This window comes from Pseudarthrobacter sp. SSS035 (genome assembly GCF_023273875.1).
GTDB lineage: Bacteria > Actinomycetota > Actinomycetes > Actinomycetales > Micrococcaceae > Arthrobacter.
The window spans coordinates 3,138,326-3,162,058 of sequence record NZ_CP096882.1; the positions used below are offsets into that span (position 1 = coordinate 3,138,326).

Annotated in this window: 24 protein-coding genes; 14 read left to right on the forward strand and 10 right to left on the reverse strand. The window is 66.0% G+C overall.

Annotated elements, in window-relative coordinates:
• Window positions 1-110 precede the first annotated feature (110 nt).
• The gene (locus MUN23_RS14520; protein ID WP_248759291.1) at window positions 111-950 is read left to right on the forward strand and encodes a type IV toxin-antitoxin system AbiEi family antitoxin domain-containing protein; all 840 of its coding nucleotides are present in this window, start codon (window positions 111-113) and stop codon (window positions 948-950) included.
• A 141-nt stretch (window positions 951-1,091) separates the two neighbouring features.
• On the opposite strand, the gene MUN23_RS14525 is transcribed toward MUN23_RS14520, so the two are convergent.
• Complete coding sequence (locus MUN23_RS14525) at window positions 1,092-1,520, reverse strand: hypothetical protein (protein ID WP_056344779.1); 429 nt, start codon at window positions 1,518-1,520, stop codon at window positions 1,092-1,094.
• Window positions 1,521-1,533: 13 nt separating this feature from the next.
• Window positions 1,534-2,241, reverse strand: coding sequence for a trimeric intracellular cation channel family protein (locus MUN23_RS14530; protein WP_248759294.1), 708 nt, complete (start codon window positions 2,239-2,241; stop codon window positions 1,534-1,536).
• Between the two features lie 61 nt (window positions 2,242-2,302).
• Between MUN23_RS14530 and MUN23_RS14535 the strand changes: the two genes are divergently transcribed.
• The 10 genes from MUN23_RS14535 to MUN23_RS14580 all read left to right on the forward strand — a co-directional run bounded on the left by MUN23_RS14535 (window position 2,303) and on the right by MUN23_RS14580 (window position 13,359).
• Window positions 2,303-3,034: a sirohydrochlorin chelatase gene (locus MUN23_RS14535; RefSeq protein ID WP_248759301.1), complete on the forward strand. Its 732-nt coding sequence runs from the start codon at window positions 2,303-2,305 to the stop codon at window positions 3,032-3,034.
• A 147-nt stretch (window positions 3,035-3,181) separates the two neighbouring features.
• Window positions 3,182-4,927 (forward strand): nitrite/sulfite reductase, encoded by a 1,746-nt coding sequence (locus tag MUN23_RS14540; RefSeq protein WP_058931585.1) that lies wholly within the window; start codon window positions 3,182-3,184, stop codon window positions 4,925-4,927.
• Window positions 4,924-5,685 (forward strand): phosphoadenylyl-sulfate reductase, encoded by a 762-nt coding sequence (locus MUN23_RS14545; protein WP_371875915.1) that lies wholly within the window; start codon window positions 4,924-4,926, stop codon window positions 5,683-5,685. Before MUN23_RS14540 ends, MUN23_RS14545 begins: the two co-directional genes overlap by 4 nt.
• Window positions 5,682-6,704: a sulfate adenylyltransferase subunit CysD gene (cysD, locus tag MUN23_RS14550; RefSeq protein WP_248759303.1), complete on the forward strand. Its 1,023-nt coding sequence runs from the start codon at window positions 5,682-5,684 to the stop codon at window positions 6,702-6,704. Before MUN23_RS14545 ends, cysD begins: the two co-directional genes overlap by 4 nt.
• Window positions 6,705-8,159 carry a sulfate adenylyltransferase subunit 1 gene (locus MUN23_RS14555; RefSeq protein ID WP_248759305.1) on the forward strand — a complete coding sequence of 485 codons (1,455 nt, stop codon included), beginning with the start codon at window positions 6,705-6,707 and terminating at the stop codon, window positions 8,157-8,159.
• A gap of 108 nt (window positions 8,160-8,267) precedes the next feature.
• A complete protein-coding gene (locus MUN23_RS14560) occupies window positions 8,268-9,434 on the forward strand; it encodes an RtcB family protein (RefSeq protein ID WP_248759307.1) in 1,167 nt (388 codons plus the stop codon).
• A gap of 112 nt (window positions 9,435-9,546) precedes the next feature.
• On the forward strand, window positions 9,547-10,683 hold the full coding sequence (locus tag MUN23_RS14565; protein ID WP_248764095.1) for an ABC transporter substrate-binding protein: 1,137 nt from the start codon (window positions 9,547-9,549) through the stop codon (window positions 10,681-10,683).
• A 37-nt stretch (window positions 10,684-10,720) separates the two neighbouring features.
• Window positions 10,721-11,446: an ABC transporter ATP-binding protein gene (locus tag MUN23_RS14570; RefSeq protein ID WP_058931590.1), complete on the forward strand. Its 726-nt coding sequence runs from the start codon at window positions 10,721-10,723 to the stop codon at window positions 11,444-11,446.
• A complete protein-coding gene (locus tag MUN23_RS14575; RefSeq protein WP_248759310.1) occupies window positions 11,436-12,401 on the forward strand; it encodes an ABC transporter permease in 966 nt (321 codons plus the stop codon). The genes MUN23_RS14570 and MUN23_RS14575 overlap by 11 nt, the downstream gene beginning before the upstream one ends.
• A gap of 214 nt (window positions 12,402-12,615) precedes the next feature.
• Complete coding sequence (locus tag MUN23_RS14580) at window positions 12,616-13,359, forward strand: DNA alkylation repair protein (protein WP_248759312.1); 744 nt, start codon at window positions 12,616-12,618, stop codon at window positions 13,357-13,359.
• On the opposite strand, the gene MUN23_RS14585 is transcribed toward MUN23_RS14580, so the two are convergent.
• Window positions 13,356-13,850, reverse strand: coding sequence for a cupin domain-containing protein (locus MUN23_RS14585; protein ID WP_248759314.1), 495 nt, complete (start codon window positions 13,848-13,850; stop codon window positions 13,356-13,358). The two genes, MUN23_RS14580 and MUN23_RS14585, sit on opposite strands and share 4 nt — an antisense overlap.
• 75 nt (window positions 13,851-13,925) lie before the next feature.
• Between MUN23_RS14585 and MUN23_RS14590 the strand changes: the two genes are divergently transcribed.
• From MUN23_RS14590 to MUN23_RS14600, 3 genes are all read left to right on the forward strand, one after another.
• The gene (locus tag MUN23_RS14590; RefSeq protein WP_248759322.1) at window positions 13,926-14,543 is read left to right on the forward strand and encodes a TetR/AcrR family transcriptional regulator; all 618 of its coding nucleotides are present in this window, start codon (window positions 13,926-13,928) and stop codon (window positions 14,541-14,543) included.
• 217 nt (window positions 14,544-14,760) lie between these two features.
• On the forward strand, window positions 14,761-16,029 hold the full coding sequence (gene cobA, locus MUN23_RS14595; RefSeq protein ID WP_248759323.1) for a uroporphyrinogen-III C-methyltransferase: 1,269 nt from the start codon (window positions 14,761-14,763) through the stop codon (window positions 16,027-16,029).
• A gap of 113 nt (window positions 16,030-16,142) precedes the next feature.
• Window positions 16,143-17,609 (forward strand): FAD-dependent oxidoreductase, encoded by a 1,467-nt coding sequence (locus MUN23_RS14600; RefSeq protein ID WP_248759324.1) that lies wholly within the window; start codon window positions 16,143-16,145, stop codon window positions 17,607-17,609.
• A gap of 67 nt (window positions 17,610-17,676) precedes the next feature.
• Here MUN23_RS14600 and MUN23_RS14605 read toward each other — a convergent pair whose 3' ends face one another.
• The 7 genes from MUN23_RS14605 to MUN23_RS23670 form a co-directional block, all read right to left on the reverse strand.
• On the reverse strand, window positions 17,677-19,053 hold the full coding sequence (locus MUN23_RS14605; protein WP_248759325.1) for an MFS transporter: 1,377 nt from the start codon (window positions 19,051-19,053) through the stop codon (window positions 17,677-17,679).
• A gap of 123 nt (window positions 19,054-19,176) precedes the next feature.
• Window positions 19,177-19,629, reverse strand: a complete 453-nt coding sequence (locus tag MUN23_RS14610) for a MaoC family dehydratase (protein WP_248759327.1) — start codon at window positions 19,627-19,629, stop codon at window positions 19,177-19,179.
• A gap of 1 nt (window position 19,630) precedes the next feature.
• Window positions 19,631-20,830 carry an acetyl-CoA C-acyltransferase gene (locus MUN23_RS14615; protein WP_248759330.1) on the reverse strand — a complete coding sequence of 400 codons (1,200 nt, stop codon included), beginning with the start codon at window positions 20,828-20,830 and terminating at the stop codon, window positions 19,631-19,633.
• On the reverse strand, window positions 20,830-21,606 hold the full coding sequence (fabG, locus tag MUN23_RS14620; RefSeq protein ID WP_248759336.1) for a 3-oxoacyl-ACP reductase FabG: 777 nt from the start codon (window positions 21,604-21,606) through the stop codon (window positions 20,830-20,832). Before fabG ends, MUN23_RS14615 begins: the two co-directional genes overlap by 1 nt.
• Window positions 21,607-21,637: 31 nt before the next feature.
• On the reverse strand, window positions 21,638-22,792 hold the full coding sequence (locus MUN23_RS14625; RefSeq protein WP_248764096.1) for an acyl-CoA dehydrogenase family protein: 1,155 nt from the start codon (window positions 22,790-22,792) through the stop codon (window positions 21,638-21,640).
• Window positions 22,793-22,833: 41 nt separating this feature from the next.
• A complete protein-coding gene (locus MUN23_RS14630; RefSeq protein WP_248759338.1) occupies window positions 22,834-23,265 on the reverse strand; it encodes a thioesterase family protein in 432 nt (143 codons plus the stop codon).
• The gene (locus MUN23_RS23670; protein ID WP_371875916.1) at window positions 23,258-23,728 is read right to left on the reverse strand and encodes a CoA transferase; all 471 of its coding nucleotides are present in this window, start codon (window positions 23,726-23,728) and stop codon (window positions 23,258-23,260) included. Before MUN23_RS23670 ends, MUN23_RS14630 begins: the two co-directional genes overlap by 8 nt.
• Window positions 23,729-23,733: the final 5 nt, after the last annotated feature.

Here is a 23,733-nt window from a genome sequence, read left to right on the forward strand (position 1 = left end):
CGGGCTGCAGAGACGGCGTGTCCGAGTCGCAGTGCCCCACGACGGCCCGGTTGTCCACATGCGGCATCTTGGGTCTGCCCTTTGCTGTGGTCCACGTGCACCGTGGAGTAATGGATATTGAGACTTTTCTCGGCGCGCGGGCAGGCGTAGCCCGGGCCTCGACGCTCCGAGAGGCCGGATTTTCCCGAACTTCCCTCGACAAAGCACTGGCGGCCGGGCGAATTGTGCGGATTCGACGAGGCATCTACAGCATGCCGCGTGAGGCAGGCGTGTTAGCCCTGGCGCTTCAGCACAACGCTCTGCTGACGTGCTTGTCGGCCGCCCCCACGTACCGGCTGTGGACGCTTTATGAACCAAGTTCCGTGCACCTGAGTCCAGGGCACAAGAAGACACCGCCGGGGACGCTGACCCATGGCCGATGCCCCCACCCGCACCTTCCGTGGCTGCCAGTGGCAGGCTTGGCCGACGTCCTGATTCATGCGTTGCGGTGCCTGCCCGACGTGGAATCGCTGGTCATGCTTCAGTGCGCAGCACAGCGGGGCGACATCAGCATGGACTTCCTGCGGCGGAAGCTCCCCGGAAACCGGAACGCCCGCGCCAGGTCCGTCCTCGACAGCGTGGTCCCCAGGGCGGATTCCATCCTGGAGGTGCTGGCCAACTACCACTTCCGGCGAGCGGGCCTCCATGTCCGAAGGCATGTTGAGCTTCCGGGAGTGGGAGAAGTGGACTTCCTTATTGAGGAGTGGCTCGTGGTGGAAACCGACGGCAGTACGCATCTGGAACCACGGCAAGTAAAAAAGGACCGAAAGCGCAACAATGCCACAGTCATCGGCGGACGGCTTGGCCTCAGATTCGGCTATGACGACGTTGTCCATCACCCTGAGCGGATGGTGAGCCAAGTGTTGGCGGTACTGGAGCTGTGCCGACAGGGAGCCTTCGGCGGGAGCTAAGTCGCGCCGTCGTGGGCCACTTTGCGCGACGTAACCGGCGAAACAGGCTCGGTGCACGACGTGTTCGTGTCGAAGTGCCCCGTTTTGGCTGAGCAAACCACAGAAGGCGGGCGGTGGAACGACAAGCCGGCAGGGAGGACCCTAGTTTTCTTCCTCGTCGTTGAAGGCCCACTCGAACATGTCGAAGACGAACTCGGAGAAGGTGCCTTCTTCGCTCTTCCACTGTCCGCGGGCGTTGTTGCGGCGGTACACGATGGGGTCCGGGATGCCGAGGTCGCCGACGCGGAAGCCCCAGGTGAACTGTTCTTCCTCGTCCTCGAGGAACATCAGGAAGCCTTCGTCATCCACTTCCAGCTCTTCGGGATCCCAGAAGTAGTGGTAGGCCTCCATGATGTCCTCGCAGCCGCCCACCGCCAGGTAGAACTCGCGGAGGACCAGGGGTACCTGGAACTGGTGTTCGGCGAGGGCCGCGTCCAGTTCGTCTGCGGGCAGGCCGTCTTCTTCCTGCCATTCGTCCTCGAGATAGGTCGGAACAAGCGCGCGGAACTTCTCGAGGAACATGTCAGTCATGCTCATATCCTAGCTAACTGCGGCCTGCTCCCGAGCCGCTGCCAGCCCCATCAGCCCCACCGCCACCGGGGCCCTGTCGGTGCAAGCCGTGCACGGCGAGCGGAACATACCAGGACCGGCGCCAGGCAACCACCCGGAAAGCGAACACGACGGACGCCACGGCGCACGCCGTCAGCACGTTGAATGCCCCGGTGACCCACAGCAGCGCGGTCAAAGCCGCCCCGCTGAAAGCCGGCAGCGCGTAGAGGTCGCGGGGGTTGAACAGTTGGGGCACCTCGTTGGCGGTGATGTCCCGCAGCAGGCCGCCGCCCACCGCGGTGGTCACGCCGAGCAGCACGGCAGCCACCGGATTCATCCCCAGCGCCAGGGCCTTCAGCGTTCCGGTGATGCAGAACAGGGCCAGCCCGCCGGCGTCGAACAGCACCAGCAGCGAGGTGTACCGCTGCACGCTGGAGTACAGGAAATACACCAGGACGGCGGCCAGCACCGGGGGAACCAGGTAGGCAGGGTTGGAGAAGGCTGCCGGCGCGGTGTTGAGGATGATGTCGCGGATGACGCCGCCGCCGAGGGAAACCAGGGACGCCAGCAGCAGCGAGCCCACCAGGTCGAACTGTTTCCGTGCCGCCAACAACGATCCGGAGACGGCGAAGAAGAACACTCCGGCCAGGTCCAGCCACACCAGGTCGATGTCGAACGGCAAAGTGTCGAACGGCGATGTCATGTGGCGTCCCGGCGGTTTCATGGTGGGCGGACAGGGCGGCTCCAACGTTACGCTAGCCCCTATGAACAACCCGATCATGATCGCCTGCGCCCACGGGACGTCCAGCACTCAAGGCGCCGCGGAGGTCAACGCCCTGCGCGCAGCCATCGCTGCCCTGCGCCCGGGCCTTGACGTTCGCGAGGCCTACGTGGACGTCCAGCAGCCGGACCTCGTGGACGTGGTGGAAGGCCTGCCCGAAGAGGACAAGGCCGTCGTTGTCCCTCTGCTGCTGAGCGTCGGATATCACGTCAAGGTGGACATCGCCCGGGCTGTGAAGAGCCGGCCGGGCAGCCTCGCCGCAGCGCCGCTCGGCCCGGACCCGCGGCTCGCTGCCCTGCTGGACCAGCGCCTCCGGGAGGCCGGCGTCACGGACCGCGACGCGATTGTCCTCGCCGCCGCCGGGTCCTCCAATCCCAATGCCGCCGTCAGCGTGGAAGAGCTCGCCGACCAGCTCAGGGCGCTGCGGCGCAACCGGATTCTGCCCGCTTACGGTGCCTCGGCCCAGCCGTCGGTGCCTGACGCCGTCGCCATCCTTCGGCTGGAACTGGCAGGAGGCGCCGGGGCGGGGGAGTCCGCGGGGGCCGTGGACGACGGCGGCCGCGTGGTGATTGCCTCCTACCTCCTCGCGCCGGGGTTCTTCCACGACCAGCTGGCCAAAGCCGGTGCCGATCTCGTGACGGAACCACTGCTGCCGTCGCCGGTCCTCGCCGAGATCGCGCTGGAACGGTTCGACGCCGCCGTCGTACGCGGTTAATAGCCGCCCCGCCCGGGCACCAGGAACCAAGCACAGCGGGCGGGCATCTTCAAGGCTCTCCGGCGGTTCGTGACGAATTGTTTCCCTAGGTGACCTCCCGTTTCCGGACCTTTGTGACGCGGTTCGGCGGGCACCTACAGTCGATGCATGACTGATACAGCTCTAGCCGGAGCGTCCGTGGACCCTGCCGCCGCCAAGCGCCCCGCGCGTGCCTCCCGCCCCGCTGCAAAGCCGCACGGGCAGTGGAAAGTGGACGGCAAAACCCCGCTAAACGCCAACGAAACCTGGAAACAGGAAGACGACGGCCTCAACGTGCGTGAGCGTATCGAGACCATCTACTCCAAGGACGGCTTCGACGCCATCCCCAGCCAGGACCTCCACGGCCGCTTCCGCTGGTGGGGCCTGTACACCCAGCGCAAGCCCGGGATCGACGGCGGCAAGACCGCCACGCTCGAGCCGCACGAGCTGGAAGACAAGTACTTCATGCTCCGGGTCAGGATCGACGGCGGTGCGCTGACCACCGAGCAGCTGCGCGTCATCGGCCAGATTTCCGTTGATTTCGGCCGGGATTCCGCCGACCTCACGGACCGCCAGAACATCCAGCTGCACTGGATCCGCGTGGAGGACATCCCCGAGATCTGGAACCGGCTTGAGGGTGTTGGCCTGTCCACCACCGAGGCCTGCGGCGACGTGCCCCGCGTCATCCTGGGCTCGCCCGTGGCTGGCATCGCCAAGGATGAGATCATCGACCCCACGCCGCTCATCGCGGAGCTGGGCGAGCGATTCATCGGGAACCCGCTGCTGTCCAACCTGCCGCGCAAGTACAAGACCGCCATCACCGGCCACCCCAGCCAGGACGTGGTCCACGAGATCAACGACTTCGCCCTGGTGGGCGTCCGCCACCCCGAACTCGGCGTCGGCTACGACCTCTGGGCAGGCGGCGCGCTGTCCACCAACCCGATGCTCGGCAAGCGCCTCGGTGCCTTCGTGAAGCCCGAGGAAGCCGCCGAAGTCTGGCTCGGCGTCACCAGCATCTTCCGCGACTACGGCTACCGGCGCATGCGCACCAAGGCCCGCCTGAAGTTCCTGATGGCCGACTGGGGACCGGCGAAATTCCGCCAGATCCTCGAGGACGAATACCTGGGCTACAAGCTGGCCGACGGTCCCGCCGCGCCCAAGCCCACCACTCCGGGCGACCACATCGGTGTGCACGAGCAGAAGGACGGCAAGTTCTTCATCGGCGCCACCCCGCTGGCCGGCCGCCTGTCCGGCGCTCAGTTGATCAAGCTCGCGGACACCCTCGAGGCCCGCGGCTCCTACCGCCTGCGCACCACGCCGCACCAGAAACTCGTAGTGCTGGACGTTGCCAAGGATCACGTGGAACCGCTGGTTGCCGAGCTGGATGCCCTGGGCCTCTCCGCCCGCCCGTCCGTGTTCCGCCGCGGCACCATCGCCTGCACCGGCATCGAATACTGCAAGCTGGCCATCGTGGAAACCAAGGTCACGGCCGCCACCGCCGTCGCTGACCTGGAACGCCGCCTGGCGGACCTCGCGGAGTCCGGCGAACTGCCGCACGCGCTGTCCCTGCACATCAACGGCTGCCCCAACTCCTGCGCCCGCATCCAGACCGCGGACATCGGTCTGAAGGGCATGATGCTTCCAACGCCCGACGGCGACCCCTCCCCGGGTTTCCAGGTCCACCTGGGCGGCGGGCTGGCTTCCAACAGCCGCGAAGAGGCAGGTTTGGGACGCACTGTCCGCGGCCTGAAGGTGTACGTCGAGGACCTGCCGGACTACGTGGAACGCGTCGTCCGCACGTTCGTGGCCCAGCGCGCCGAAGGCCAGACCTTCGCCGAGTGGGCCCACGCAGCAGACGAGGAGGCCCTCCAGTGAGCAACACCGACCCGGTGGTCGAGCCTGTCGAGACCCCGGTCGCCGCATCGCCTGCCACCCTCCGCACCCACGACGAGCTCAAGGCCATCGCCGAGTCCGGCGCCGCCGAGCTTGGCTGGGACGCCCCGGCCCGCGACGTGATCGCCTGGGTGGAGCGCAACTTCGACCTGTCAGCGGTGGCCGTCGCGTGCTCCATGGCCGACGCCGTCCTGCCGGCGCTGGTCGCGGACCAGATGCCCGGCGTCGACGTCCTGTTCCTGGAGACCGGCTACCACTTCCCGGAAACCTACGCCACGCGTGATGAGGTGGCCGCGAACCTCCGCGTCAACGTGGTGGACGTGCTTCCCGAGAACACCGTGGAACAGCAGGACCGGCTCCTGGGCAAGGACCTCTTTGCCCGCGACGCCGCCCAGTGCTGCGCCCTCCGCAAGGTGGCCCCGCTGCGCCGCACCCTGGCCGGCTACGAACTCTGGTTCACGGGCGTCCGCCGCGACGAGGCCCCCACCCGGACCAACACCCCGCTGGTGACCTGGGACGAGGTCAACGGCCTGGTCAAGGTCAACCCCGTGGCCGCATGGACGTTCGACCAGCTGGTCCAGTACTCCGATGACAACCTCCTGCCCGTCAACCCGCTGCTTTCCCAGGGTTACCCCTCCATCGGCTGCCAGCCCTGCACCCGCAAGGTGGCACCCGGAGACGACCCCCGCGCCGGCCGCTGGGCAGGCACCGACAAGACAGAATGCGGACTACACGTATGAGCATCGAAACCACCAACGAGGACCTGGAGCTGTCTGTGCTGGAACTTGACGCTGATTCTCCGAAAGCGGCGCATCGCGCGAGCGAGGAACGAGCGAGTGTGTCTAAGCCGCGTGGAGAAGCAGTGACAAGGCTTTCCAGCCTGGACGCACTCGAGTCCGAAGCGATCCACATCATCCGCGAAGTTGTGGCCGAGTTCGAGAAGCCTGCGCTGCTGTTCTCCGGCGGCAAGGACTCCGTGGTGATGCTGCACCTGGCCACCAAGGCGTTCTGGCCGGGCAAGGTCCCGTTCCCCGTGCTGCACGTGGATACCGGCCACAACTTCCCCGAGGTCATCGACTTCCGCGACCGGACGGTGGAGCGGCTGGGACTTAAGCTCGTCGTCGGGAGCGTCCAGGAGTTCATCGACCGCGGCGAGCTGGCCGAGCGTGCCGACGGCACCCGCAACCCGCTGCAGACCGTCCCGCTGCTGGACGCCATCTCGCAGAACAAGTTCGACGCCGTCTTCGGCGGCGGCCGCCGTGACGAGGACAAGGCCCGCGCCAAGGAGCGCATCCTGAGCCTCCGCGACGAATTCGGCCAGTGGGATCCGCGCAACCAGCGCCCCGAGCTGTGGAACCTCTACAACGGCCGCCACACCGTGGGCCAGCATGTCCGCGCGTTCCCCATCAGCAACTGGACCGAGCTGGACATCTGGCGCTACATCGAACGCGAGAACATCGAGCTGCCGGGCCTGTACTACGCCCACGACCGCGAAGTGTTTGCCCGCGACGGCATGTGGCGTGCGGTGGGCGAGGTTTCCCAGCCGCTGCCGCACGAGGAAGTCATCGTCAAAACCGTCCGCTACCGCACCGTGGGCGACATGTCCTGCACCGGTGCCGTTGAGTCGGACGCAGCCACCGTGAGCGACGTTGTGATCGAAGTTGCCGCCTCCACCATCACCGAACGTGGCGCCACCCGTGCAGATGACCGCATCTCCGAGGCAGCCATGGAAGACCGCAAGAAGGATGGTTACTTCTAAATGAGCACTCTTAATACGCCGGTGGTTGAGCCTGTCGAAACCCTGATTTCGACAGGCTCAATCAACGAGGCATTGCCTACCACCCTGTTCCGTTTCGCCACCGCCGGATCGGTCGACGACGGGAAGTCCACTTTGGTGGGCCGCCTCCTGCACGATTCCAAGGCGATCCTCGCGGACACGCTCGACGCCGTCGCCCGCACCTCCGCGGACCGCGGCTTCGGCGGCTCTGCTGGCGGCATTGACCTGGCGCTGCTGACCGACGGCCTGCGCGCCGAGCGGGAGCAGGGCATCACCATCGACGTGGCCTACCGCTACTTCGCCACGGACCGCCGCAGCTTCATCCTGGCGGACTGCCCCGGGCACGTCCAGTACACCAAAAACACGGTGACCGGCGCGTCCACGGCGGATGCCGTCGTCGTACTCATTGACGCCCGCAAGGGTGTCCTGGAGCAGACGCGCCGGCACCTGTCCGTGCTGCAGCTGCTGCGGGTGGCGCACGTGATTGTGGCCGTGAACAAGATCGACCTGGTGGACTTCAGCGAGTCCGTGTTCCGCGAGATCCAGGCCGACGTGCAGCAGGTGGCCCGCGAACTGGGCATCGGCTCCGCCGAGCTCGGCAGCGCGGACCACATCGATGACCTGCTGGTGATCCCGGTGTCCGCCCTCGACGGCGACAACGTGGTGGACCGGTCCGAGCGCACCCCCTGGTATGACGGCCCGGCCCTGCTGGAGGTCCTCGAGACCCTGCCGGCCGCGGACGAGATCGACACGCAGCTGGAGAGCTTCCGTTTCCCCGTGCAGCTGGTCATCCGGCCGCAGGGTGCGCTGGCTCCCGACGCCGTGGCCGGTGGCCTGGACGTGGAGGCCTACCGCGATTACCGGGCGTATGCCGGCCAGATCACCGAGGGGTCGGTGAAGGTGGGGGACTGCGTGTCAGTGCTGACCCCCGGCCAGGCCGCCCGCACCACCACGGTGACCGGCATTGATTTCGCCGGCGAGTCCCTGCAGGAAGCGTTCGCGCCGCAGTCCGTGGCGCTCCGCCTGGCGGAGGAGTTCGACGTCGCCCGTGGTGACACCATCGCCGCCGCCGGCACTGTCCGCGAGTCCACCGCCGACTTGTACGCCGCGCTGTGCTGGCTCTCGCCGAAGCCGCTGCGGGAAGGTGCCAAGGTGCTGGTCAAGCACGGCACCCGCACGGTCCAGGCTCTGGTCCGCAGCGTCAGCGGCAAGCTGGACCTGGCCACCTTCAAGCTCGAAGGCGCGTCCAGCCTGGAGCTGAACGACATCGGCCACGCGCAGCTCCGGCTCGCCGCGCCGCTGCCGCTGGAGAACTACCTGCACCACCGCCGCACCGGCGCGTTCCTCGTCATCGACCCCCTGGACGGCAACACGCTGGCCGCGGGCCTGGTCAAGGACCACCCGGGCGACCATGAGGACGAGCGCTACTCCATCTGAGTTTCTGCCGAAACCGCGGCTTGTTCGCAGATCCTGGCCTTCACGGGCCGGATTGCGAACAAGCCGCGGTTTCGTCGTTTTCGTATCCTTAACAGTGGGAGGCGAAGCGTGGAAACCATCAACCCCAAGCTCATCAGCTGGGCCTCGATCCTGGATGCCAAGACCCTTGACCAGGCTCTTGCCACGTCCACGCTGCCGTTCATCTACCCGCACCTGGCGCTGATGCCGGACGCGCACCTCGGCAAGGGCGCCACCGTCGGCTCGGTGATTCCCACCCTGCGCGCGATCATCCCGGCCGCCGTCGGTGTGGATATCGGCTGCGGCATGATCGCCGTGCGGACCCAGTACTCGGTCAAGGACCTGCCCAAAGACCGCAAACGGCTGCGCGAGGACCTCGAACGGGCCATTCCGTTGTCCGCCGGGCACAACAACCGGCGGGTCATGGCCACTGCCGAGCCGCGCCTTGCCGAGCTCCGGAAGCTGGCGGGGCAGGCCGGCTTCAACCCGGCCCAGTATCTGGCCAAGTGGGAACTTCAGCTGGGCTCGCTGGGATCGGGCAACCACTTCATCGAGGTCTCCGCCGACGAAACCGACGCCGTCTGGCTGTTCCTGCACTCGGGCTCGCGGGGCGTGGGCAACAAGATCGCGCAGCACCACATCGGCGTCGCCCAGCAGGTGACCCGCAAACGCGGGACGAGGCTGCCCGACCCGGACCTCGCCTACCTGGAGGAGGGTACCAGCGAGTTCGCCCGCTACATCAAGGAACTACGCTGGGCGCAACACTTCGCCCTCCTGAACCGCGAGGAAATGATGGACCGCGTCATTACTCAGTTCGGGCACTGGGTGGGCGGCCATGTCAAGGAGCGCGAGCGGATCAACTGCCACCACAACTTCACACAGCAGGAGACCCATTACGGCAAGTCCGTGTGGGTATCGCGGAAGGGGGCGATCAGAGCCGAGAACGGCGATCCGGGACTTATCCCCGGGTCCATGGGGACGGCGTCGTACGTGGTGGAGGGGCTGGGGAATCCCGTCTCGCTGAACTCATCCCCGCACGGGGCCGGGCGCGAGTACTCCCGGACGGCTGCCCGCAAAACGTTCACAATGGCCGAGCTGAAGACGGCCATGCAGGGCATTGAGTTCCGGGCCACCGAGGCGTTCATCGACGAGATTCCGGCGGCGTACAAGCCCATCGATGTGGTGATGCGGGACGCTGCTGACCTTGTCAGGGTGCGGCACAAACTGCGGCAGCTGGTCAACGTCAAGGGGGACTGAGCCGGGCCCGGAATGTGACGTTGCATGAACCCGCGTGACCCCCCGTTTCTGCTTCATTGAATGGGTTTAGGTCACTCCCTATGGTGAAACAATGACTAGTTCCAAGCCCGGGATGACCCGCATCGTGGCAGGCGAAAGCGCAGAACCCAAGCGCAAGCGTGCCATCGAGGCGGCCCTGGCCATCGGGCTCGTGTTCCTGATCGCCGCCGGTGCCGTTGTGGCGTCGTCCATTTCCCGTAATACGGCGGCAGAGGCATCCATCCCCGCGCCCACTCCGGCCGCAGAACTGAAGCTGGGCTACTTCGGAAACCTGACCCACGCCCCCGCCCTGGTGGGGGTGAAGCAGGGGATCCTCGCCCGGAACCTGGGCAACACCAAGCTCAGCACCGAAACTTTCAACGCCGGGCCAGCCGCGATCGAGGCACTGAACGCCGGCGCCATCGACGCGGCCTACATCGGCCCAAATCCCGCGATCAACTCGTTTGTCAAGAGCGAGGGGGAGTCCGTCAGCGTCATCGCGGGCGCCGCAGCGGGTGGGGCGCAGTTGGTTGTGCGTCCAGAGATCACCTCGGCGTCGGACTTGAAGGGCAAGACCCTGGCCTCGCCTCAGCTGGGCGGCACGCAGGACGTGGCGCTCCGCGCCTGGCTCGGCTCGCAGGGCTACAAAACCAACGTGGACGGCAGCGGCGACGTTTCCATCAACCCCACGGAAAACGCCCAGACGCTGAAACTGTTCCAGGATGGAAAGCTCGACGGCGCGTGGTTGCCTGAGCCGTGGGCGTCCCGTTTGGTGCTCACCGCCGGAGCCAAGGTCCTGGTGGACGAAAAGGATCTCTGGGACGGATCGCTCTCCGGCAAAGCCGGCGAGTTTCCCACCACCATTCTGATTGTGAACAAGAAGTTTGCCGCCGCGCACCCGGACACCGTGAAGGCTCTGCTGCGCGGCCACGTGGAGTCCGTGGCGTGGCTGAATGAAGCACCCGCCGCCGAGAAAACAAGCGTCATCAACGGCGCCCTGCAGGAATCGGCTGGCGCGGCGCTACCCGCCGACGTCCTTGACCGGGCCCTGCAGAACGTGGTGTTCACGGTGGATCCGCTCGCGGGAACCTACCCCAAGCTCCTCGAAGACGGGGTGAAAGCCGGCACCACCAAGCAGGCGGACATCACCGGACTGTTCGACCTCCGTGCCCTGAACGAAGTCACCGGGACCGCCGAACGGGTCTCTGCCGCCGGCCTCGGCCAGGACTGACCGCCACCTACCGCACCACCTACCTAAGGACGGGACCATGCCAGTCGTACTGGAAAACCTGGGCAAGCGCTTCGGCGACGGCGCCCCGGTGCTGGACGACGTCAACGCCACCATCGGCGCGGGCGAATTCGTAGCCCTCCTCGGTGCCTCCGGCTGCGGCAAATCCACCCTGCTGAACATCATGGCGGGACTGGAGGTCCCGACGTCGGGCGCCCTCGAAGTGCCCAGCGACGGAGCAGCCTTTATGTTCCAGGACGCTGCCCTCTTCCCCTGGCTGACGGCGCGGGAGAACATCGAGCTGGCCCTGAAGCTGCGCGGTGTGGGCAAAGCTGAACGCCGGATCAAGGCCAACGAGCTGCTCGAGTTGGTGCACCTCGGCGAGGCTGGGGACAAGCGCCCACACGAGCTGTCCGGCGGCATGCGCCAGCGCGTGGCACTGGCCCGTGCCCTGTCGCAGGACCGGCAGCTGCTGCTGATGGATGAGCCGTTTGCGGCCCTGGACGCCATCACCCGCGACCTGCTGCACGACGAGCTGGAACGCATCTGGAAGGAAACCGGGCGCACCATCGTTTTTGTGACCCACAACGTCCGCGAGGCCGTGCGGCTGGGCCAGCGTGTGCTGCTGCTGTCGTCCCGGCCCGGCCGCGTGGTCCAGGAATGGGCCGTCACCGAGGAACACCGAACCGACGCCGGCCTGGCCGGACAGCTGACCGGGGTCATCACCGCCCGGCTGCGGGAGGAGATTCGCCGCCATGCCAAATAACCCCACGCCCCTCGCCGAGACCGAACCGGTGGCCGAACCGGTCGAGGCCAAGCCGGAAACCCGCAAAGTCCACGCCGCCCTGACCCGAACTTCCACCGGGCATGAGGACCTGCGAGAGCTCGAGGCCGGGCTGGATTCGCTCCAGTCCGACGCCGCGCGCAAGCACCGGATCGACTGGAGCCGCATCCTGTTGCCGGTGGCCGCCCTGGTGGTCCTGGTCCTGATCTGGCAGTTCTACGTTTCCCTTGGCGTGAAGCGCCGCGACCTGGTCCCCGGTCCGCTGGACGTCCTGGGCCAGATCGGCGTGCTTTGGGGCGAGGCCAAGCTGCAGGAAGCGGTGTGGACCTCGCTGCAGCGCGGGCTGGTCGGGTTCCTGATCAGCGTTGCCATCGCCACGCCGGTGGGGCTGCTGCTGGCCCAGGTTGCGCCGCTGCGCCGTGCCTTCGGGCCTCTGATTTCCGGCCTTCAGGTGCTGCCGTCCGTAGCCTGGGTGCCTGCGGCCATCATTTGGTTCGGCCTCACTGATGCCACCGTCTACTTCGTGGTCTTTATGGGTGCGATCCCCTCGATCATCAACGGGCTGATCTCCGGCGTGGACCAGATCCCGCCGCAGTACCGCCGCGTGGGCACGGTCCTGGGTGCCAACCGTTTCCAGATGGCCGTGCAGATTGTCCTGCCTGCCGCACTTCCCGGATACCTGGGCGGGCTCAAACAGGGCTGGGCATTCTCCTGGCGGTCGCTCATGGCCGCGGAAATCATCGCCGTGGGCGGCACCATCGGCTTCGGACTCGGCTCGCTGCTTGACCAGGGCCGGGTCCTGTCCGACATGACGGTTGTCATGGCCGCGATCCTGCTGATCCTGGCCGTCGGCATCCTCATCGAACTGCTGGTGTTCGGGCCGATCGAGAAGCGCCTCCTGCGCAGCCGCGGCCTGCTGGCCGGGAGCACCCGCTAGCCCAGGCAGCATCCTCAAGCGGCAGAAAACTGTCAGCAGAGCCCGACGGCGAGTCCCGCCGTCGGGCTCTGCTGTCTGGCGGCTATTTTGTTGGCGCGACCCTCCGAAATGGGGCACATTGACACGGACACGCCGCGGTCTGGGATGGTCTGCGCCTGAATCCCGGCCAATGTGCCCCACGACGGCGTGGCACCGCGTCTGGCAGACTGGCGCCATGGCCTCCGGATCTCCAGCGCCCGCCCACTTTGCCGCCGCCGCGTTCCTGGCTCGGCTCCAGGAGCTGCGGTCCGACGCCGAACAACGGAAGTATGGGCGCTACTTCAGGATGGGCCCGGGAGACTACGCCGAAGGCGACTTTTTCATGGGCGTGCGGATGGGACAGGTCTTCGACCTCGGCAAGGAGTTCGTCGCGATGGATCTGCCGCAGATCGAGGCACTCCTGGACCAGGACATCCATGAGGCGAGGGCCGGCGCCGTCAAGATCATGGCACTCCAGGCGTCGGGCAAAAAGGCCAGCGAGGACCTCCGCCGGAGTCTCTATGAGCTGTACCTGCGCCGACACGACCGGATCAACAACTGGGACCTCGTGGACCTGGGCGCCGGACGGGTTGTAGGCGGGTGGCTCGTCGACAAGCCCCGCGACATCCTCTACAAAATGGCCCGCTCGGCAAACCTGTGGGAGCGGCGGACGGCCATTGTGGCGACGTCGTGGTTTCTGCGGACCGGCGACGTGGACGATACGTTCGCCATCGCTGAGTTACTCGTGGACGACAAAGAGGATCTGATCCACAAGGCTACTGGTGGCTGGCTCCGCGACGCCGGCAGGAGCGACCGGCCCCGGCTGCTGGAATTCCTCGACGTTCACGCGGCCACGATGCCGCGGACGGCGTTGCGCTACGCGATAGAACACCTGGACAAGCCGGCGCGGGAACACTACCTGCGGCTGAAGAAGGCTTAACCCTCCGGGAACGGCGGTGGCCCGACGATCTCGATGCCGCCGTTCAGCTGCCCTGATTCACGGATGCGGTCAAAGTCCACAAGTCCTGTTCCTTCGCCGTCATTGAGCGGTTCGCTGGCGCCGAAGTAGAAGGCCTGGGCCCCGCCGGGGGTGTGCAGGCAGAGCACGCGGGTCCCCTCCTGGAGGACTTTGAACGCGTGCGGGACACCCCTCGGCGCAATGGTCACGCCACCCGCCGCGACCCGGTGCTCCGTGTCGTCCATGTTCATCAGGATCTCGCCGGCGAGGATGTACATCGTCTCGTCGGAGTCCGGATGGGTGTGCATCGGCGTTACTTTGTTCAAGGCCATCTCATCTTCGAAGAGCAGGAACGCCCCGGCGGTGTCTTCCTCCGTGGCCTTCCAGGTCTGCACTCCGCCGCCGAAGAACCAGCGTCTGGCCCCTTCGCCGGGCTGCAGGACAACGGCGGATGCTGAGTTCTTCGTCTTCATGGGGGTCGCCTCGAGAGTGGTCGGAAGACTTATGGGACTGCTGTCTCATAACAAGACTGGGGTACCATGAAGAGCATGTCAAGACCCTACGCAGACGTCGGCCGCACGGGCCAGAAACGCCGCACCCTTGATGCGCTGGTTGCTGCGGCGCGCCAGCTAGTGGCGGATGGCGCCGCGCCTACAGTGGACGACGCCGCGCTGTTGGCCGGGGTTGCCCGCAGCACGGCGTACCGGTACTTTCCGGGGCAGCGGGAGCTGCTGGCCGCCGCCCATCCGGAAACCGCCGCCACGTCGTTGCTGCCCGAGAATCCGCCGGCCGACGTCGCGGAGCGGCTGGACGCCGTCGTGGGGGAGTTCACCCGGATGATCCTCGAGACTGAAGCGCAGCAGCGGACCATGCTGAGGCTCTCACTGGAGCAGACGGCTGACGAGCGCCGCAGCCTGCCCCTGCGCCAGGGCCGGGCCATCGTTTGGATCGCCGAGGCACTGTCGCCGCTCCAGGGTCAGATGGCGGAGAAGGACATCCATCGGCTGATCCTGGCAATCCGCAGCGCCACCGGCATCGAATCGCTGGTCTGGCTGACGGACATCGGCGGCCTGAGCCGCGACGAGGCCGTGGCCTCCCAGCGTTGGACCGCCCGAGCCCTTCTCCAGCAGGCTTTGCAGCACGGAGCTCCGCCCGCTGAGGACTAGCCCCGCCAGCCGCCGTCGTGGGGCACTTTGACACGGACGCGCCGGCGATCGAGCCGGGTATGGCCTTTATCGCGGCCAATGTGCCCCACGATGGCGGCCCGCGGCCCCACGATGGCGGCCCGCGGCGGCCCGAGCATATGTGACGCAGGGTTACCTTACGTGAACTGGTGTTTCCGCTGCCGTTGTTGGTGAAACGGCGCGGCCCTACCGTTGATTCATGGCAATTCAGGATATTTACCCCACAGCACTGCGGCTGCTCGGCCGTCCCGTGCTGGTGGTGGGCGGCGGCCCCGTGGCAGCCCGCCGCGCCAAGGGCCTGCTCGACGCCGGTGCGCGGGTCACCGTCGTGGCTCCCGTTGCCTCCGCCGCGCTCCGCGAACTGGCCGACGCCGGCCTCCTCACCTGGGCGCCGCGCACCTACCTTCCGTCCGACGTCGACGGCGTCTGGTTCGTCCAGACGGCCACCGGCGATCCCGCCGTGGACACCCAGGTGTCGGCCGACGCCGAGGCGCAGCGCATCTGGTGCGTCAACGCCTCCGACCATGAAGCCTCAGCCGCGTGGACGCCCGCCGTCGCCGTGGTGGATGACGTACAGATCGCCGTGAACGCCGGGGGAGACCCGCGCCGCGCCATGGCCCTGCGCAACGCCGTTGCCACCGCACTCGAAACCGGGGACCTCCCGCTCCGCCGGAAGCGTGCCCACCGCGGCTCCGTGGCCCTGGTGGGTGGCGGGCCCGGCGACACCGGCCTCATCACCGTCCGCGGCCGCCGGCTCCTGGGCCAGGCCGACGTCGTAGTGGCAGACCGCCTCGGCCCGCGCGAACTGCTTAACGAACTTGCGCCCGACGTCCGCGTCATCGAGGTGGGCAAGACCCCCGGCCATCATCCCGTTCCGCAGTCCGAGATCAACCGCATCCTTGTGGACGAAGCCCTGGAGGGGCACCGCGTGGTCCGGCTCAAGGGCGGCGATCCGTACGTCCTGGGCCGCGGCGGCGAGGAGGCCGAATACTGCCGGCAGCACGGCGTCGAGGTGGAAGTGGTTTCCGGCGTGACGTCCGCGATCTCCGTCCCGGCCGCCGCCGGCATCCCGGTGACGCACCGCGGCCTGGCCAAGGGCTTCAGTGTGGTCACCGGCCATGAGGAGCTGTCCGAGGTCCCCGCCCGGGCAGATCACACCATCATCCTGCTGATGGGCGTGGCCGCACTTCGGGATTCGGCCGCTGCCCTGGCCGGCGCCGGTTTGCCTCAGGACACTCCAGTTGGCATCGTTGAGAACGGCTATCTGCCGAATCAGCGCGTGACGATCGGCACGCTCGGTTCCATCGCCGACCAGGCGGAAGCCACCGGCGTCGCAAATCCTGCCGTGATTGTGATCGGTGACGTTGTCCGCGTCAGCCCGTTCGCGCCGTCGCACTTCAGGACAGCGGACTACAGCACCACCACCCCGAACAGCCCCCGCACCACCGCAAGAGCCCTCACCACCTAGCCACCCACCCACGTTTAACCCCTTAAACCCATCGATTGCTCCGCAACTGCCCTTATGAAGGCTCAAAAGGGCACCTACGGAGCAATCGATGCAGAAGATAAAGGAACACAGCCGTGTCATCAAGCACCTCCGTAGGATCTGCCGAGCGTCCGCTGCGCGTTGCCGTTGTGGGCTCCGGCCCGGCCGGCGTCTACGCCGCGGACATCCTCACCAAGAGCGAAGCCGTCAAGAGCGGCGAGCTGACCGTGAGCATCGACCTCTTTGACCGCTACCCGGCACCCTACGGCCTGATCCGCTACGGAGTGGCCCCGGACCACCCGCGCATCAAGGGCATCGTCAACGCCCTGCACAAGGTCCTGGACCGCGGCGACATCCGCTTCTTCGGCAACGTGGACTACGGCACCGACATCTCCATCGAGGACCTCCGCACGCACTACGACGCCGTCATCTTCGCCACCGGCGCCATCAAGGACGCGGACCTGAACATCCCGGGCATCGAGCTGGACGGCTCCTACGGCGGCGCGGACTTCGTCTCCTGGTACGACGGCCACCCCGACGTCGCCCGCGAATGGCCGCTGGACGCCAAGGAAATCGCCGTGATCGGCAACGGCAACGTGGCCCTGGACGTGGCCCGTGTCCTGTCCAAGCACGCCGATGACCTGCTGGTCTCCGAAATCCCGGACAACGTCTACGCCGGCCTGAAGGACTCGCCCGTCACGGACGTGCACGTCTTCGGCCGCCGCGGCCCGGCTCAGGTGAAGTTCACCCCGCTGGAGCTCCGCGAGCTGTCCCACTCCAAGGACGTGGACATCATCCTTTACGCCGAGGACTTCGAGTTCGACGAGGAATCGGACCGCCTGATCCAGAGCAACAACCAGGTCAAGACCATGGTGGGCACGCTCACCAACTGGATCGCCGAGCAGCCTGAGGACCTCTCCGAGCTGACCGCCTCCCGCCGCCTGCACCTGCACTTCCTGCACAGCCCGGTGGAAATCTTTGACGACGCCGCGACGCCGGGCAAGGTGGCCGGCATGAAGTTCGAGCGCACCGATCTGGACGGCACCGGCAACGCCCGCGGCACCGGCGAGTTCGTGGACTACCCCGTCCAGGCCGTCTACCGCTCGATCGGCTACTTCGGTTCGGCGCTGCCGGAGATCGAGTTCGACCACAAGAAGGGCGTGGTACCGAACGACGGCGGCCGCGTCCTGGACGCCGCCGGCACCCACGTGCCGGGCATCTACGCCACCGGCTGGATCAAACGCGGACCGGTGGGCCTCATCGGCCACACCAAGGGCGACGCCCTCGAGACCGTGACGTACCTGCTGGAGGACCGCGAAAACCTGCCGGTCGCCGCTGTTCCCGAGGCGGACGCCGTCGTCGAACTGCTCGACGCCCGCGGCGTGAAGTTCACCAGCTGGGAAGGCTGGCTGGCGCTGGACGCGCACGAGCTCGCCCTTGGTGCCGCGGCGACGGAGGCCGGCGGTTCGCACGGTGTTGAGGTCAAGCGTGAGCGCATCAAGGTAGTGCCGCGCGAGGACATGGTTGCCATCTCCCGCGACGGCGTAGCCGCGAACGTCTAGTTTCTGAACAAGCAAGCAGCGCGGGGCCACACCGGCCCCGCGCTGCTTCGTTTAACCGTCGACGGCGTCAGCAGGCATCCGCTTCCGAGTTGAGGTCCCGCCCTCTGGTCTCCGGTGCAAAGTACCCGGAAATCCAGCCGATGGCGGCGTAGCTCATGAGTATGGCGGCAACCGGAAGCCAGCCGGGGCCGGTGGCGGCCACCACAGCCGCGGCAATGATGGGGCCAAGCCCGCCGGAGAGCACTGATCCCACTTCTTTGACTGTGGTCATGAAGGAGAACCTGCGCTTGGAACCGAACATTTCCACCAGCCACGTGGACTCCACGCCGTACATATTGGGAAGGGGGCCGCCAACGTAGATCACGAACACAAGTGCCACGAGTATGGGGTTCCGGGTTTCAATGAGGAGCATGGCCGGAATGGTGAACGCAAACTGGAACGCTGAAAGCCATAGCCATACTTTTCTGCGGCCGAACCTGTCCGTGAGCTTGCCTGTCAGCAGGACCGTGGCGATGCCCATTATCGAACCGAGCATCACGCCCGTGGTGACGACGTTGGCGTCCATCTTGACCACAGACACGGTCCATCCGATCAGGAAGCCCTTTACCAGGTACACCGAGCCGTTCTCACCCAGCTTGATGCCCAAGGACACGAGGAACGGTTTCCGGGCATCCGCCACATCCCGCCACACGCCCTGCTGCTTTTCTTCCGCACGCAGCGCCGCCCTGCGTTTTTTGATTATCTCGAAGACCGGGGATTCACTGATGGAGCGCCGCAGGTACAGGGCCATCAGGGTAGTGACGATGCTCAGCAGGAACGGAATGCGCCAGCCCCAGCTCAGGAACTGGTCTTTGGGCAGTTGTGAAAGTAACAGCCACATGGAGCTGGCCAGCAGGACACCGGTGGCGGTCCCCATGGCCACCACAGCACCATAAAAGCCGCGGCGTCCGTTGGGCGCGGACTCCACCAGCAGCAGTGAAGCGCCGGAGAGCTCCGCGCCCGCACCGAACCCCTGGATCAAACGCAGCAACACCAGCATGATCGGCGCCCCGACGCCGATCTGGGCGTACGTTGGCAACAGGCCCATGCCCAGGGTGGCCACTCCCATCATGGCCAGCGTGATGATCAGGACGAACTTCCGGCCGTACCTGTCACCCAGATAGCCAAAGTAAATGCCACCGAGGGGCCGGACCAGGAATCCTGAACCGTAGGCGGCAAAACTGGCCAGCAACGCCATGGCCGGGTCCGCGTTCGGAAAGAACAGCGGCCCGAAAACCAGGGCTGCCGCCAGCGTGTAGAGCGTGAAGTCCATGTACTCCAGCGCCGAGCCAAGCCACGAGGAGATGGAGGTGCGGCGAAGTTCAGCCGGAGGCACGTTCGGTTCCTGGACGGTGGTCTGCGGTAGTGAGGCCGCATTTCTTAACTGCAGGTTTTCTGTAGCCACGAAGGTTCTCCTTAGCGACGAGCCAGTTAGCAGGCTCTGCCGTAACGTCATTGTTCGGATGTGGCCCGGGCGAGCGGAAAATCCACCTCGCGGGCAGTAATGTCTTGCGGTCCTGCCGCCGGGTCAGCGCCTCAGCAGGGCAACGGTCTCCGCGATGCAGGCAGGTTTGGCCGAGCCTTCAAGGTCGATCTCATGCAGGAAGACCAGCTGCCGCCCATGCTCTGTGGCGGTCACGGATTTCAACGTGAGCCGGTCCCGGATACGCGAATTGACCGTGGCCGGAGCAGGGAACCTGACTTTGTTCAGCCCGTAATTGATCACCATCGCCGCGCCCTGGACTCTGTACACCTGGGCCGCAAGATACGGAAGCATGGACAGGCTCAGGTACCCGTGTGCCACTGTGGCACCGAAGGGTCCGCTGGCTGCGCGCTCAGCATCAACGTGTATCCACTGATGGTCCAGCGTGGCATCCGCAAACGCCTGGATCTGTTCCTGTTGCAGCTGGTGCCAGCCGCTAACCCCGAGCTCCTGTCCCGCCGCGTCCTCAAGCTCCGCGGCGTTCTCGAAAATCCTCATCTCATACCCTTTCCAGCAGCATAGCCACGCCCTGGCCAAGGCCCACGCACATCGTGGCCAGGCCCCGGGAGGAGCCTTCGCGTTCCATCCGGCCCAGCAGCGTAACCACGATCCGTGATCCGGAGGAACCCAGCGGATGCCCCAGAGCGATCGCGCCGCCGTCGTTATTTACAGTTCCTTCATCCAGCCCCAGCAAACGCATGCAGGCCAACGACTGGGAGGCAAAAGCCTCATTAAGTTCGACGGCGCCAATACCGTCAAGCGTCCACCCCGCCTTCGCGAGTGCCTTCTGTGTTGCCGGTACCGGCCCGATGCCCATCACTTCCGGGGCAACGCCCGCCACCTGGCTGGTGACTATTCTTGCCCTCGGCGTCAGCCCCCAGCGTGCAACAGCCTCGCCGCTGGCCACCACAATGGCCGACGCGCCATCGTTGAGGGAACTCGAATTCCCGGCCGTCACAATGCCGCCAGGCTTCACGATCGGCCGCAGCGCGGAGAGGGCATCCAGGTCGGAACCGCGCCGCGGCCCCTCATCCCTATCAACCAGCGAGGGCCCACCTCGGTGGCCAGGTACGGGTACGGGCACAATCTCATCCTGGAACCGGCCGGCGTCGATCGCGGCGTGCGCCCGGTCATGGGAGCGCAACGCAAAGGCGTCCGCGTCCGCCCGGGAGATGCGCTCCCGTGCCGCCACTTCCTCAGCTGTTTCCGGCATCGTCATGGTGGCGTTGGGCCGCTCCTTCATCCGCGGATTGACGAACCGTGCACCGATGGAGGTATCCGCGAGTTCACCGGGTTTGGCGAAGGGCTTCTCTGGTTTGGCCAGCACCCAGGGTGCCCGGGTCATGGATTCCACACCGTCGGCCACCACGATGTCTGCGTCACCGTTGCGCACAGACTGGGCGGCCATGCTGATGGCGGTCAGTCCGGAGGCGCAGAGACGATTGACGGTCACGGCGGGGACCGTGTCCGGGAATCCGGCCAGCAGCAAGGCCATCCGGGCGACGTTCCTGTTGTCCTCTCCCGCCTGGTTCACACACCCGAGGATGACTTCATCGACGCATGACGCATCCAATCCGGCCCTGGCGACGGCCGCCCGAAGCACCAGGGCGGCCAGATCGTCCGGCCGGACTGCGGAGAGGGCGCCTCCGTAGCGGCCAACAGGCGTGCGGGCGCCGCCGATGAGAAAGGCTTCCGTCATCAGCGGGCACCGCCATTGATATAGAGGGTCTGCCCCGAAACGTAGGAGGAGTCGTCGCTGGCAAAGAAGGCGACGGCTGACGCTATCTCCCCGGGCTGGCCGACGCGTCCCAGGGGAGTCCGGGCGGCCACCTCTTCCTGGTGCTGGGCCGGGCTGCTGCCAACGCGCTCCGCTGTTGCCGCGGTCATGGACGTGGCAATGTAGCCGGGGGCCACCGCATTGACATTGATGTTGAACGGGCCCAGCTCAATGGCAAGCGTTGACGTCAGGCCCTGGATGCCGGCCTTGGCCGCGGCATAGTTGGCCTGTCCGCGGTTTCCCAGTGCGCTGCGGCTGCTCAGGCAGACGATCTTGCCGTATTTGGCCGGCACCATGTAACGCTGCGCGGCCCGTGAGCAGAGGTAGGCGCTGGTCAGGTTCGTGGTGACCACGGCGTCCCATTCGGAGAGGTTCATCTTGAAGAAGAGATTGTCGCGGGTGATGCCGGCATTGTTCACCAGGATGTCCAGGCGGCCGAACTCGTTGTGGATTTCTTCAAAAACCCGTTCAACGGCAAGTTCATCCGTTACGTCGCAGACGGCGGCAACGGCCTGGCCGCCCGCTGTCACCACCTCCTGGTGGGCGGAAATCTGTTGCGCTGTTGCCTTGGCACCGTCCTCGTTGAGGTCCAAAACCACTACGGTGCCGCCCTCGGCGGCGAGCCTCAGTGCGGTGGCGGCGCCGATTCCCTGCGCGCCGCCGGTGACAATTGCCACCCTGTTCTTGAATCTGCTCATGGCTTTTCCTTTGTTTGCGTTTGGACGGGGCCTAGCTGAAAGCTGAGATCCCGGTGATTTCACGGCCCACCAAGAGGGACTGGATGGAATCGGTGCCCTCATACGTGGAGACCACTTCCATGTCCGTCATATGCCGCGCCACGTGGTTTTCCAGCAGCACACCGTTTCCGCCCAGCATGTCCCTTGCTTCCGAGCAGATCCACCGTGCCTTTTGTGCCGTGTGCATCTTGGCCAGCGAGGCCATCGGGCCGGTCATGCGGCCGTCCTCGGCCAGCACCGCCAACCGAAAGCAGATCAGCTGCATGGCAGTGAGCTCGGCCAGCATGTTGGCCAGTTTGTTCTGCACGAGCTGGAAACTGGCAATGGGCCGGCCGAACTGATGGCGGGATTTTGAATACGCCACGGCCGCTTCGTATGCCGCAATTGCGTGACCAAGCGATTCCCAGGAGGCCCCGCTGCGGGTGGACGTCAGCACCCGGGTCACGTCCTTGAAGGAGTGGCATTCAGTCAGCCGGTTCCGCGCGGGCACCCTGAGGTTGTCCAGGGTGATGTCCGGCTGCAGGACGGCGCGCTTGCCGATCTTGCCGGTGATCAACTCGGTGCTGTACCCCGCAGGGTATGTGCCGTCGTCGTTCCTTTCCATCACAAAGGCCTTGACCTTCGAGTCGTCCTCATCGCGGGCAAAAATAATCACGACGTCGGCCATGCTGGCGTTGCCGATCCAGCGTTTGCGCCCGGAGATGATGTAGCTGTCGCCCTCGCGCCGGGCGCTCGTTTCCAGGGCCACCGAATCTGACCCGTGGTCCGGCTCGGTCAGCGCGAAGGCGCCGATCTTTCCCAGCGCAGCCATTTCCGGGAGCCAGCGCTCCTTCTGTTCCTGGCTGCCCAGCATGTTGATTGTGCCCATGGCCAGACCGGACTGGACTCCAAGGAAGGTGTTAACGGACCCGTCACCGCGTGAAATTTCGGTGGCCACCATGCCGGCGGCGAGCCGGCTAAGTCCTGGGCAGCCGAAGCCCTGGATGGTGGACCCGATGATTCCGAGCGCCGCCAGTTTGGGTATGAGTTCGAACGGGAACTCTGCCCGTTCCCAGTAGCCATTGATGACAGGCAGCAGATCCTTGTCCACAAAATTCCGGACCCGGCTCCTCAGCTCGCGCTCTTCGGCGGTGAGGAACTCGTCCATCAGGTAGAAATCCGTGCCGCTGTCGGCTTGGTCGGGTGTGATCACATCTGCTCCATTGGTTTGCGGGTGGAATGCTGGTGCGCTTCGGTTTGGAAGTCTTCAAGCCAGCGGCGTTCCGGTTCCTCAAGCGGCCGCGGAGCTCCGTTTTCCGGGGTGACCGAAACGAGTACAGTCCGTCCGTCGACAGCAAGCAGGCCGTTTTGCCTGGCTTCGCAGTTGAGGGTGAAGGAAGACGAACCGATCCTGGTAACCCAAAGGTCCACGGTCAGGTCCTCGCCATGGGTCACGGGTCTGCGGTAGTTCAGCTCAAGCGCGGCCACCACTGTGGGAGCGCCCGCCGGCCACGGATGCCCCGACCGCCAGCGAATCCGCGATTCCTCCAGGAGTGTGACGACGGCGGCATGGTTAACATGGCCGTTGAGATCCTGGTCAGACCAGCGCGGGCAGACCTTCGTTCGGAACGGTTCAGGCATGGGCCAGGGCTTTCTGCGACTGGAGCCAGCCGCGGATCAGTTCCGAGCCGTTGTTCAGCTCCGGCGGCGCCAGCTCATAGTCAACGGGTGTGCGGGAGTAGGCCACTGGATGCCGGACCGTTGGAATCTTGCGCGATCCCGTACCCGCCAAAACCACCGGTTCCAGGCCGAGCCGCTCGGCAAATTCGATGCCGCCGCGGACATCCTGAATGGGGGCACACGGCAGCCCTGCGTCGGAGAGCTGCGTGAACCACTGATCGGCAGACTGGGAGGCCAGCCGGCTGTGGAGCATGTCGCGGAGCTCGTCCCGGTTGGCATTGCGCTGCAGCGTCTTGGCGAACTTCGGGTCCGTGGCCACTTCCGGCATTGCCAACGCTGCACAGAGTCTCGCGAACTGGGCGTCATTGCCGGTGGCAATGATGATCATGCCGTCGCCCGTCTGCATAGGCGCGTATGGGTACATGCTGG